The sequence below is a fragment of the Streptomyces fagopyri genome, from assembly GCF_009498275.1.
GTDB lineage: Bacteria > Actinomycetota > Actinomycetes > Streptomycetales > Streptomycetaceae > Streptomyces > Streptomyces fagopyri.
Genome location: NZ_CP045643.1, coordinates 5,435,738 through 5,447,920 on the forward strand (window position 1 = coordinate 5,435,738; position 12,183 = coordinate 5,447,920).

Consider the following 12,183-nt stretch of genomic DNA (forward strand, 5'->3'; position numbering starts at 1 on the left):
CTTCCGTAACCTACGGCATCGTAAGTATGGCAGCGCGCTGCCGGGCGGCAACAGCCCGAGACCCTGCGCGTCCACCTGGACACCTATCCTTGGAGTCGGTCGGACAGCGCGGTCCGTTCTGCTTTATTCCCGGATGCCACGTCCCTAAGCGGCAGCCGCCGCGCGGTCGTCACCCGGGTTCCCTCCCTGACGAGCTTCAGACGAGCTTCCACACTCTTCAGCCGAGCTTCCACACTGCAAGGAGCCGCACCTGTGAGCAGTGCCGACGACCAGACCACGACGACCAGCAGCGAGCTGCGCGCCGACATCCGCCGCCTGGGTGACCTGCTGGGGGAGACCCTCGTCCGCCAGGAGGGCCCCGAGCTCCTGGAACTGGTCGAGAAGGTCCGCCGCCTGACCCGCGAGGACGGCGAGGCCGCCGCCGAGCTGCTGCGCGGCACCGAGCTGGAGACCGCCGCCAAGCTGGTCCGCGCGTTCTCGACCTACTTCCATCTGGCGAACGTCACCGAGCAGGTGCACCGCGGCCGTGAGCTGCGCGCCAAGCGGGCCGCCGAGGGCGGACTGCTCTCCCGGACCGCCGACCGGCTCAAGGACGCCGACCCGGAGCACCTGCGCCAGACGGTCAAGAACCTCAACGTCCGCCCGGTCTTCACCGCCCACCCGACGGAGGCGGCCCGCCGCTCGGTCCTCAACAAGCTGCGCCGTATCGCCGCCCTCCTCGAAACCCCCGTCATCGAGGCCGACCGCCGCCGCTACGACACCCGGCTGGCGGAGAACATCGACCTGGTGTGGCAGACCGACGAGCTGCGCGTGGTCCGCCCCGAGCCCGCCGACGAGGCCCGCAACGCCATCTACTACCTGGACGAGCTGCACGCCGGCGCCGTCGGGGACGTACTGGAGGACCTCACCGCCGAACTGGAGCGCGTCGGGGTGAAGGTGCCCGACGAGACCCGGCCGCTGACCTTCGGCACCTGGATCGGCGGCGACCGCGACGGCAACCCGAACGTCACCCCCGACGTCACCTGGGACGTCCTGATCCTCCAGCACGAGCACGGCATCAACGACGCGCTGGAGATGATCGACGAACTGCGCGGCTTCCTGTCGAACTCGATCCGGTACACCGGCGCGACCGAGGAACTGCTGGACTCCCTCCGGGCCGACCTGGAACTGCTGCCGGAGATCAGCCCCCGCTACAAGCGGCTGAACGCCGAGGAGCCCTACCGGCTCAAGGCCACCTGCATCCGCCAGAAGCTGGAGAACACCAAGCAGCGCCTCGCCAGGGGCATCCCGCACGAGGCCGGCCGCGACTACCTCGGCACCGCCGAGCTGCTGCGCGACCTCACCCTGATCCAGAGCTCGCTGCGCGAGCACCGCGGCGCGCTGTTCGCCGACGGCCGCATGAACCGCACCATCCGCACGCTGGCCGCCTTCGGTCTCCAGCTCGCCACCATGGACGTACGCGAACACGCGGACGCCCACCACCACGCCCTCGGCCAGCTCTTCGACCGGCTCGGCGAGGAGTCGTGGCGCTACGCCGACATGCCCCGCGAGTACCGTGCCAAGCTCCTCGCCAAGGAACTGCGCTCCCGGCGCCCGCTGGCCCCGACCCCGGCACCCGTCGACGCCGCCGGCGAGAAGACCATCGGCGTCTTCCAGACGGTGAAGCGGGCCCTGGCGGTCTTCGGACCCGAGGTCATCGAGTCCTACATCATCTCGATGTGCCAGGGTGCCGACGACGTGTTCGCCGCCGCCGTCCTCGCCCGCGAGGCGGGTCTGCTGGACCTGCACGGCGGCTGGGCGAAGATCGGCATCGTGCCGCTCCTGGAGACCACCGACGAGCTGCGCGCCGCCGACGTGATCCTGGACGACATGCTCGCCGACCCCTCCTACCGCCGCCTCGTGGCGCTGCGCGGAGACGTCCAGGAGGTCATGCTCGGATACTCCGACTCGTCGAAGTTCGGCGGCATCACGACCTCCCAGTGGGAGATCCACCGCGCCCAGCGGCGTCTGCGTGACGTCGCCCACCGGTACGGCGTGCGTCTGCGCCTCTTCCACGGCCGCGGCGGCACCGTCGGCCGCGGCGGCGGCCCCTCCCACGACGCGATCCTCGCGCAGCCCTGGGGCACCCTGGAGGGCGAGATCAAGGTGACCGAGCAGGGCGAGGTCATCTCCGACAAGTACCTCGTGCCCTCGCTGGCCCGGGAGAACCTGGAACTGACGGTCGCCGCCACCCTCCAGGCGTCCGCCCTGCACACCGCGCCCCGCCAGTCCGACGAGGCGCTCGGCCGCTGGGACGCGGCGATGGACGTCGTGTCGGACGCCGCCCACTCCGCCTACCGCAGGCTCGTCGAGGACCCCGACCTGCCGACGTACTTCCTCGCCTCCACGCCGGTCGACCAGCTCGCCGACCTGCACCTGGGCTCGCGGCCCTCCCGCCGCCCCGGCTCGGGCGTCTCGCTCGACGGACTGCGCGCCATCCCCTGGGTCTTCGGCTGGACCCAGTCCCGGCAGATCGTTCCGGGCTGGTTCGGCGTCGGCTCCGGTCTGAAGGCCCTGCGCGAAGCCGGTCTCGACACCGTGCTCGACGAGATGCACGAGCAGTGGCACTTCTTCCGCAACTTCCTCTCCAACGTCGAGATGACGCTCGCGAAGACGGACCTGCGGATCGCCCGGCACTACGTCGACAGCCTCGTCCCGGACGAGCTGAAGCACGTGTTCTCCACCATCGAGGCCGAGCACCGGCTCACCGTCAGCGAAGTGCTGCGCGTGACCGGTGGCGAGAAGCTGCTGGACACCAACCCCGTGCTCCAGCAGACCTTCTCGATCCGCGACGCCTACCTGGACCCGATCTCCTACCTCCAGGTCGCCCTGCTCAAGCGCCAGCGCGACGAGGCCGCGGCCGGCGCGGAACCCGACCCGCTGCTGTCCCGGGCCCTGCTGCTGACCGTCAACGGCGTGGCGGCGGGCCTGCGCAACACCGGCTGATCACCGACGGACCGACGGCGGTGCCCCCGGACCCGGGGGCACCGCCGTCGGTCCTCACCGGGCGAGGACGGCCGCTGTCGTTCTCACGGGGCCGGGAAGGCCGGCCGTCGTCGTGTTCGCGGGGCCGGAAGTCTTCAGAGGGCGAGGAAGGCCGCCGTCAGCAGCGCGAGCCCCGCGCCCGCCATCACCCAGGCCGCCCGGGTCAGCCGCAGACCGCCCGCGACCACCACCGAGGCCAGCAGCAGCGCGCCGCCCAGCGGAATCCACGCGTAGAGCAGTCCGGCCGGGCCGCTGCGGACCACCTCACCGCTGCCGGGCTTCACCGTGACCGCGTACGTGCGCCCCTTGCGCACGGCGGCCGGCTCCCCGATCGTGACGCGGGCCCGCGCCCGGGAACCCGCGGACACCGGCCGGTACGGACCGGTGCACCGTTCCTCCGAGCACGCCGTCACGGTCATGGTCCCCTGCTCCCGGCCCTTGCCCAGCATCACGTGCTGAGCCGTGCCCCAGGAGCCCCGGACACCCGCGATCAGGATCAGTGCCGTGACCGTCCCCATCGCCGCGAGCCGCCCGAACCGCAGCGCCGTCCGCGCGTTCTTCCGGGGGCGCTTGCGTGAGGTGGCGGCGGGCATGGCGGCGATCCTTGGCCATGGCCCTACGTCCGGTCAACTCGGCCGGGGGACAAGTCCGCAGTTGTACGAGTACGTCGATGGGACCCGGCCGCGGCTCAGGAGTTGTACGTGCCCTGCGCCCGCTCCAGCCCGTCGATGACGAGGCATTCCACCGCGTCCGTGGCCCGGTCCACGAAGTAGCCCAGTTCCTTGCGCTCGGCCGACGCGAAGTCCTTGAGTACGAAGTCGGCGACCTGCATCCGGCCCGGGGGCCGGCCGATGCCGAAGCGCACCCGGTGGTAGTCGGGGCCCATCGCCTTCGTCATGGACTTCAGCCCGTTGTGGCCGTTGTCGCCGCCGCCCAGCTTGAGCCGCAGCACCCCGTAGTCGATGTCCAGCTCGTCATGGACCGCGACGACGTGCGCGAGCGGCACCTTGTAGAAGTCGCGCAGCGCGTTCACCGGGCCGCCGGACAGGTTCATGTACGACATCGGCTTGGCCAGGATCACCCGGCGGCCGGCGGGACCGGGCGGGCCGATACGGCCCTCGATCACCTGCGCCTGGGCCTTCCCGGCCCGCTTGAACCTGCCGCCGATCCGCTCCGCCAGGAGGTCGGCCACCATGAAGCCCACGTTGTGCCGGTTCATGGCGTACTCGGGGCCGGGATTGCCCAGGCCCACGATCAGCCAGGGGGCGCCTGCGTCCGTCGTCACGTCCGTGTCTCCCACGGGTCCTTGATGCGCCGGGTCGTCCGACGCACCGGGTTGCCTGATGTGCCTGGGTCCTTGACAACGCGCCGGCCGCCGCCCCGGGAGGGAGCGGCGGCCGGCACAGGAGATTCCGCGGGGAATCAGGCCTCGGTGTTCTCGGCCTCGGCGTCCGCCGGGGCCTCCTCCGCCTGCGCGGCGAGGACCTGGAGGACGACCGCGTCCTCGTCGATCGCCAGCGTGGTGCCCTTGGGGAGCGGGATGTCCTTGGCGAGGATGGCGGCGCCGGCCTCCAGGCCCTGGATGGAGACGGTGACCGACTCCGGGATGTGGGTGGCCTCGGCCTCGACCGTCAGCGTGCTGAGCACGTGCTCGAGCAGGAAGGCACCCGGGGCCAGCTCGCCCTCGGTGTGGACGTAGACCTCGACGTTGACCTTCTCGCCGCGCTTCACGAGGAGCAGGTCGACGTGCTCGAGGCTGCCCCTGATGGCGTCGCGCTGGACGGCCTTCGGGATCGCGAGCTCGGTCTTGCCCTCGATGTCCAGGGTGAGCAGGACGTTCGGGGTGCGCAGGGCGAGCTGCAGCTCGTGGCCCGGCAGCGCGATGTGGACGGGGTCGACACCGTGGCCGTAGACGACCGCGGGGACCTTGTTCTCACGGCGGATGCGGCGGGCGGCGCCCTTGCCGAACTCGGTACGGGTCTCGGCGGCGAGCTTGACGTCGGACATGTGCACTCCTCGTAGTAACGGACCCGAAGGGCCTGGGGATGAGGTCACCCGGCCGAACATCGGCCTGCTACGAAGAGCGCGTCGATAACGGACCGCCACACAGAAGTGTGGCCTCCCTCGCCGAGCAACTCGCGCAGTCTACTCGGCGGGAAGGCCACACCCAAAAGGATCTCTACTGCTCCTCGAACAGGCTCGTCACCGAGCCGTCCTCGAAGACCTCACGCACCGCGTTGGCGATCGTCGGCGCGATGGAGAGCACCGTGATCTTGTCCAGCTCCAGCTCGCCCGGGGTCGGCAGGGTGTCCGTGAAGACGAACTCGCTGACCTTGGAGTTCTTCAGACGGTCGGCGGCCGGACCGGAGAGCACGCCGTGCGTGGCCGTGACGATGACGTCCTCGGCGCCGTGCGCGAAGAGGGCGTCGGCGGCGGCGCAGATCGTGCCACCCGTGTCGATCATGTCGTCGACGAGGACACAGACGCGGCCCTTCACGTCGCCGACGACCTCGTGGACGGTGACCTTGTTGGCGACGTCCTTGTCGCGGCGCTTGTGCACGATCGCCAGCGGGGCGTCCAGCCGGTCGCACCAGCGGTCGGCGACGCGCACGCGGCCCGCGTCGGGGGAGACGACGGTGAGCTTCGACCTGTCGACCTTGGCGCCCACGTAGTCCGCCAGGATCGGCAGCGCGAAGAGGTGGTCGACCGGGCCGTCGAAGAAGCCCTGGATCTGGTCGGTGTGCAGATCGACGGTGAGGATGCGGTCGGCGCCCGCCGTCTTCATCAGGTCCGCGATCAGACGCGCCGAGATCGGTTCACGTCCGCGGTGCTTCTTGTCCTGCCGGGCGTAACCGTAGAACGGCACGATCACCGTGATGCTGCGCGCGGACGCCCGCTTCAGGGCGTCGATCATGATCAGCTGCTCCATGATCCACTTGTTGATGGGAGCCGTGTGGCTCTGCATCAGGAAGCAGTCGGCGCCGCGGGCGGACTCCTGGTAACGGATGTAGATCTCGCCGTTCGCGAAGTCGAAGGCCTTCGTCGGGACTACCCCGACACCCAGCTTGTGGGCGACCTCCTCGGCAAGCTCGGGGTGGGCGCGGCCGGAGAAGAACATCATCTTCTTCTTGCCGGTCGTCTTGATCCCGGTCACAGCACTGTCTCCTCAGAGGTGTCTCAGCTGGGTGGTGAGAGGACATCTCCGCTGGGCGCGGGAGGCCGTCTCAGCTGGGGGTGCGGGTGCACGGTGCGGGTGTGCACTTATCACGGTACGCCGTGTCAGACGCACCTGTTTCCGGTCAGGCTTCGCCTTCCGGCTCCCGGGAGGCCGCCTCGGCGGCCTTCGCGGCCGCGCTTCCCGGACGCTTGCGGGCCACCCAACCCTCGATATTCCGCTGCTGGCCACGGGCCACGGCCAGCGAACCGGGCGGTACGTCCTTGGTGATGACGGAGCCCGCGGCGGTGTACGCGCCGTCCCCCACCGTGACGGGAGCCACAAACATGTTGTCCGAACCGGTGCGGCAGTGGGAGCCCACGGTGGTGTGGTGCTTCTCCTGCCCGTCGTAGTTCACGAAGACGCTGGCGGCACCGATGTTCGAGTGGTCGCCGATCGTCGCGTCGCCCACGTACGAGAGATGGGGGATCTTCGTGCCCTCGCCGATCGTGGAGTTCTTCGTCTCGACGTACGTGCCGATCTTGGCCTTGAGGCCGAGGCGGGTGCCGGGGCGCAGGTACGCGAACGGGCCGACGACGGCTTCGGGGCCGACCTCGGCGCTGTTGGCGACCGTGGTGTCGACCCGCGCCCCCGCCCCCACCCTGGTGTCCTTCAGGCGGCAGTTGGGTCCGACCTCGGCGCCCTCGGCGAGATGCGTGGCGCCCTGCAGCTGGGTGCCGGGGTGCACGATCGCGTCCTGCTCGAAGGTGACGGTGACGTCGACCCAGGTCGAGGCCGGGTCGACGACGGTGACGCCGGCGAGCATGGCCCGCTCCAGCAGCCGGTCGTTGAGGGTGCGGCGGGCCGCGGCCAGCTGGACGCGGTTGTTGATCCCGGCGATCTCGCGGTGGTCGGCGGAGACGGAGGCGCCGACCCGGTGCCCGGCCTCGCGCAGGATGCCCAGGACGTCGGTGAGGTACTCCTCGCCCTGGCTGTTGTCGGTCCGCACCTTGCCGAGCGCGTCCGCCAGCAGCTGCCCGTCGAAGGCGAACACCCCGGAGTTGATCTCCCGGATCGCCCGCTGCGACTCGGTGGCGTCCTTGTGCTCGACGATCGCGGTGACGGCGCCGCTGGCCCCGTCCCGGACGATACGGCCGTAGCCGGTGGCGTCGGGGACCTCGGCGGTGAGCACGGTGACGGCGTTGCCGTCGCTGTCGTGGGTCGCGGCGAGCCGGCGCAGGGTCTCGCCGCTGAGCAGCGGGGTGTCGCCGCAGACCACGACGACGGTTCCGTCGATGCCGCCGCCGAGCTCCTCGAGCGCCATGCGGACGGCGTGCCCGGTGCCGTTCTGCTCGGCCTGGACGGCGGTGCGGACCGTCGGGTCGGACTGGGCGAGGTGCGCGGTGACCTGCTCGCGGGCGTGGCCCACGACGACGACCAGGTTCTCCGGCTCCAACGCGCGGGCGGCCGCCAGTACATGGCCCACCAGGGAACGGCCGCACAGTTCGTGCAGGACCTTGGGTGTGGCCGACTTCATACGGGTGCCCTCACCCGCTGCGAGAACGACGACGGCTGCCGGGCGATTGGCGCTCACGGGAATGCCCTTCGGCTACGGATGACTGGGGTGTGGACAACCGCAGGATACCGGGGCGTATCAGGAGTGACATGAGAGCGGGCCCTGACGGAACTGTCAGGGCCCGAATCGGTCATGGCTCCCCCGCCAGGACTCGAACCCGGACAGATGGCACCAAAAGCCACAGTGCTGCCAATTACACCACGGGGGATCACTCTCGCCCGGACCGGACATTTGGTCAGGTCGCCGAGTGGGCACCCAACACTATGCCGTACCGGGCGCCTTCGACGCGACGGTACTGATGCGAGCGGGCTTCCGGGGTCGAACGATGAGCGATTCTGCAGTTCGAGGGACACCGGCGGGTTTCGCGCCCCTTCGACGGCGGAGCACGGTGTCGTGGAGGAGGCGAAACTCACCGGAAAAGGGATGCGGTGCAAACGTAGGCTGGAGGCATGACCACGACGGGGGAAGAGCACACCGCGGCCGGGACAGGGCCGTGGTGGTGGGTCAGGTGGCGCGGTGCCGCGCTCGACGTGGGCCTGGCGCTCATGTCGGCGGCCGAGTGCGCGACAGAGGGAATCCCGTTCGCACACGACGCGGGCCTGCCGGCCGCGGTGGGCGCGGTGTTCGGTCTGCTCGCCGGGTCCGTACTGCTGCTGCGGCGCAAGTGGCCGATCGCCGTCGTACTGGTGTCCATCGCGATCACGCCCGCGCAGATGGGCTTCGCGATGGGACTCGTCGGGCTGTACACGCTCGCCGCGTCCGAGCTGCCGCGCCGGATCATCGCGGCGCTCGCGGGGATGTCCTTCGCCGGGATGCTGATCGTCACGTTCGTCCGGGCCCATCAGGGCATGGTCCGCGGCGACGTGACCATGGGGGACTGGTTCGTCCCCTTCGTCTCCATCACGACCGCCATCGGCATGACCGCCCCGCCCGTCCTGCTCGGCCTGTACGTAGGGGCACGGCGCCGCCTGATGGAGAGCTTGCGCGAACGCGCCGACTCGCTGGAGCGGGAGTTGCAGCTGCTGGCCGAGCGGGCCGAGGAGCGGGCGGAGTGGGCGCGCAACGAGGAGCGCACACGGATCGCGCGGGAGATGCACGACGTGGTCGCGCACCGGGTGTCCTTGATGGTGGTGCACGCGGCGGCGCTCCAGGCCGTGGCCCGGAAGGATCCCGAGAAGGCCGTACGGAACGCGGCGCTGGTCGGCGACATGGGACGGCAGGCGCTGACCGAGCTGCGCGAGATGCTGGGCGTGCTGCGCACGGGGGACGGGCTGGCCTCGCGGCCCCAGCCGGTGCCGCTGGCCGCGGTGGGCATGGCGGCGGCCGCGGCGGCGTCGCGCGCGGCCGACGATCCGGGAGAGGGGCCCAGCCTCGCGGAACTGGACGAGCTGGTCGGGCAGTCGGCGGCGGCCGGGATGGTGGTCGCCCTCTCGGTGGAGGGCGATACGCGGCCGTACGCGCCGGAGATCGAACAGACCGCCTACCGGGTCGTCCAGGAGGCGCTGACCAACGTCCACAAGCACGCGGCGGGCGCGAAGACGTACGTGCGGCTCGCTCACCGGGTGTCCGAGATCGCCATGCAGGTCGAGAACGAGTGCCCGCCCGAGCCGGGGGCGGTGTCCGCCGTGCGGCTTCCCAGCGGGGGCAACGGGCTGCTGGGGATGAAGGAACGTGTCGCCGCGCTCGGCGGGGTGTTCGTCTCCGGCCCCACGGACGCGGGGGGTTTCCGCGTGTCGGCGGTACTCCCGTCCAAGCCCTGAACGCTGCCGCTGCGACCCCGGGTACCTTCGCCACCCCCGGCGGTGGCATCCGTACCCGGGGACTGCCGCCCCCGGACCCCCGCATCGGCCTGAACGGCCTCGCGCTCGAACGCCGGACGGGCTGAAGGACATGCCCCCACCCGGAACCGTCCGTCCGGTCCCTTTCAGCGCGGGCCCGCACCCCCCAGCCCGTCCGGCGTTCGAGGACGAGCCCTTCGGGCGACGGGGGTCCAGGGGGCGGAGGCCCTTGGCGGGGGTCTGGGGCGGAGCGCCCAGGTACGGGATGGGTCGGGTAGGGGCGGCGGGGGCGAAGAAACCCGTCCGGTCAGCCGGCGGTCAGACGTGCCGGCTCGACGCCGGACACGAGCGTCGTCAGGGCCGTGTCGATATCCGGCCCGAGATACCAGTCACCGGTGTGATCGAGCGCGTACACCCGCCCCTCGCTGTCGATGGCGAGCAACGCCCGGGAGTCGGACTCCTCCCCCAGCGGACACACCTCCGCATCCAGCGCCCGCCCGAGATCACCCAGCGTGCGAGCCATGTGCAGCCCGTGCAACGGGTCGAGGTCGAGCGCGACCGGGGCGAGTTGACGGCCGGGCCCGGACGGCACGACCCGCAGCCCCCCGAACTCCGCCCACGCCTCCACCGCGGCCGGAAACACGGCGTGCCGGTGCCCGGCGGGCGACTCGTGCTCCCGCAGTGCGTCGGCCCAGTACTCGGCCTGCTTTATGTCCCAGCGTCCGGGCTGCCACCCCGCGGAGCGGAGTGCGGCGTCCACGGGGACGGAGAAGCGTGTGGAGGTGCGGTCGGCGTGCATCTGCCCTTCGTTCGTCGAGCGACATGGGGTGGGGGGACAAGGGACCGGCGGCGCGGCGCGGCGGAGCGGCAGGAGAAGTAGGGGCGCCGTCGTACGTACGTGTGCGCGAGTCGCTGGGTTCAGTCGCCGGCGGGCACCGTCGGATCGACGACGCGGACACCGAAGTGGTCGCTGAGCGCCGTGCAGGCACGACACGGCGCCGCGAAGCCCCCGTGCAGGGGGTCACCGTCCTCACGGATACGACGGGCGGTGAGCTTGGCCTGTTTGAGGGCCCTGCGCGCCTCGCCGTTGGTCATCGGCTTGCGCGCGGCCCGCTTGCTGCGCGCGGCGTCGAGGCCGGTGATGTGCCGGGAGATCAGGATCGCCTCGGCGCAGCGGCCGGTGAAGCGGTCGCGCTGCGCGCTGGTGAGGGTGTCGAGGAAGTCCTGGACCAGGGGGTGAAGAGCGGGCGGCTGGTCGCCGCGGGCCGCGGTGCCCGTGAGGGTCGCCCCGCGCACCGAGAGGGCGGCGGCGACGGTCGGAAGTATGCCGTCCCGGCGGTGCAGGAGGGTGGGGGTGTGCGGTGCCTCGGAGCTGCTCCAGCCGACGCGCGGGTCCCCGGACGTGCCTGTATGCGTCGCGTTCATGATCGCTCTTCCCTCCCGTGCATCCCCCGATGCGGCTACAGACTGCCAAACGGCGCGGCGGGTGGGGAAGCTGGGGCGCGCGACACGCCCGGGCTTCGTCGCACCGTCACGGCGAGGTGACGGCAGGTCACGTAACCGGAGGCCCGGTGACCGGTGTCGTTCAACCGCATAGGCTGTCGACATCCGCGATCCATACAGCTATTGAGAACGCCGCAGGGGGCAACAGCGATGACGACAGGTCGGCTCGGGCAGCAAGCCGCGCCGCCGAACGCGGCCTACGCCGGGCAGGTCGTGCACTTCCCGGATCCGGTCCGGGCCGCTCGCCACCCCAGGGGTGTACGGGTCGACGCGCACGGCCACCCCGACTTCTCGGCGTACGCGCGTGCCGCCGCGGAGATCGCCGAACCCCCGGAGGGTTTCGGCGTCGACGAACTGCGCCTGACGGACTACGTGTCCGCGAACGCGGCGCTCGCCGCGACCGGCCACGAGCTGTGGGACACGATCCCGTCCGTGTCCACACCGCACGGCTGGACCTGGCACCACGTGGCCGGTACCCGGCGGTTGGAGCTCGTCCCCGTCGAGGTGAAAGCCCTGCTGCGGCACCACGGCGGCATCGCGACCACGGCTGTCGACCACACCAAGCGCGGGACGCGGCCGTTGCAGGAGACGCGGCCCGCGCACTTCGCGCTGCCGAAGTCCTCGGTCGCGGTGACGGAGCAACAGGTGCTCGCGGTCGAGGAGGATCTCGGCTACCGGCTGCCGGGCGCCTACCGGTCCTTCCTGAAGGCGGCGGGAGGCTGCGCGCCGGTCGGCGCCGTGCTCGACGCGGAGCTCGGACTCCTGCTCGACCAGCCCTTCTTCACGGTGCGGGAAGAGGCCGCGGTCAACGACCTCGTCTACATCAACAAGTGCCTGCGCGACCATCTGACCAAGGACTACCTGTGCGTCGGTTTCGTGCAGGGCGGCCTGCTCGCCGTGAAGGTGAAGGGCGACGCGATCGGGTCGGTGTGGTTCTGCGCGTACGACGACGCCCGCGACCAGGACGCGTGGCCTCCGGCCGAGCGGGTGCGGCGGCTGCTGCTGTCCTGCGGCGCCGACTTCGACCAGTTCCTGTCCCGGCTCGCGGGCAATCCGCCGGAGCTGGAGACGGTGGCGAACCTGATGGTGGACGGCGGCTTCGCGCACGCCGTTCCCGTCTCTTCCGTGTCTTCGGTGGGGGAGTGAAC

General features: G+C 71.1%; 10 protein-coding genes and 1 tRNA gene. 3 read left to right on the plus strand and 8 right to left on the minus strand.

The features are described 5' to 3' along the window. Positions 1-252: 252 nt before the first annotated feature. A complete protein-coding gene (gene ppc / locus GFH48_RS23465) occupies positions 253-2,985 on the plus strand; it encodes a phosphoenolpyruvate carboxylase (RefSeq protein ID WP_153290137.1) in 2,733 nt (910 codons plus the stop codon). A gap of 134 nt (positions 2,986-3,119) precedes the next feature. Here ppc and GFH48_RS23470 read toward each other — a convergent pair whose 3' ends face one another. From GFH48_RS23470 to GFH48_RS23495, 6 genes are all read right to left on the minus strand, one after another. Next, complete coding sequence (locus tag GFH48_RS23470; RefSeq protein WP_153290138.1) at positions 3,120-3,617, minus strand: hypothetical protein; 498 nt, start codon at positions 3,615-3,617, stop codon at positions 3,120-3,122. A 95-nt stretch (positions 3,618-3,712) separates the two neighbouring features. Continuing rightward, positions 3,713-4,309: an aminoacyl-tRNA hydrolase gene (gene pth / locus GFH48_RS23475; RefSeq protein WP_153290139.1), complete on the minus strand. Its 597-nt coding sequence runs from the start codon at positions 4,307-4,309 to the stop codon at positions 3,713-3,715. 137 nt (positions 4,310-4,446) lie between these two features. Continuing rightward, positions 4,447-5,031 (minus strand): 50S ribosomal protein L25/general stress protein Ctc, encoded by a 585-nt coding sequence (locus tag GFH48_RS23480; RefSeq protein WP_153290140.1) that lies wholly within the window; start codon positions 5,029-5,031, stop codon positions 4,447-4,449. A gap of 172 nt (positions 5,032-5,203) precedes the next feature. After that, complete coding sequence (locus tag GFH48_RS23485) at positions 5,204-6,178, minus strand: ribose-phosphate diphosphokinase (protein ID WP_153290141.1); 975 nt, start codon at positions 6,176-6,178, stop codon at positions 5,204-5,206. 145 nt (positions 6,179-6,323) lie between these two features. Continuing rightward, positions 6,324-7,772 carry a bifunctional UDP-N-acetylglucosamine diphosphorylase/glucosamine-1-phosphate N-acetyltransferase GlmU gene (gene glmU, locus GFH48_RS23490; RefSeq protein WP_153290142.1) on the minus strand — a complete coding sequence of 483 codons (1,449 nt, stop codon included), beginning with the start codon at positions 7,770-7,772 and terminating at the stop codon, positions 6,324-6,326. A gap of 115 nt (positions 7,773-7,887) precedes the next feature. Next, positions 7,888-7,962, minus strand: a tRNA-Gln gene (locus tag GFH48_RS23495). A 241-nt stretch (positions 7,963-8,203) separates the two neighbouring features. Between GFH48_RS23495 and GFH48_RS23500 the strand changes: the two genes are divergently transcribed. Next, the gene (locus GFH48_RS23500; protein ID WP_153290143.1) at positions 8,204-9,514 is read left to right on the plus strand and encodes a sensor histidine kinase; all 1,311 of its coding nucleotides are present in this window, start codon (positions 8,204-8,206) and stop codon (positions 9,512-9,514) included. 325 nt (positions 9,515-9,839) lie between these two features. Here GFH48_RS23500 and GFH48_RS23505 read toward each other — a convergent pair whose 3' ends face one another. Both GFH48_RS23505 and GFH48_RS23510 read right to left on the minus strand, forming a co-directional pair. Further along, positions 9,840-10,331: an SUKH-3 domain-containing protein gene (locus GFH48_RS23505; protein ID WP_153290144.1), complete on the minus strand. Its 492-nt coding sequence runs from the start codon at positions 10,329-10,331 to the stop codon at positions 9,840-9,842. A 119-nt stretch (positions 10,332-10,450) separates the two neighbouring features. Then, positions 10,451-10,957, minus strand: a complete 507-nt coding sequence (locus GFH48_RS23510) for a YwqJ-related putative deaminase (RefSeq protein ID WP_153290145.1) — start codon at positions 10,955-10,957, stop codon at positions 10,451-10,453. 228 nt (positions 10,958-11,185) lie between these two features. Here GFH48_RS23510 and GFH48_RS23515 point away from each other — a divergent pair, with 228 nt between their 5' ends. Further along, a complete protein-coding gene (locus GFH48_RS23515; RefSeq protein WP_153290146.1) occupies positions 11,186-12,181 on the plus strand; it encodes an SMI1/KNR4 family protein in 996 nt (331 codons plus the stop codon). The last annotated feature ends 2 nt before the right edge of the window (positions 12,182-12,183 follow it).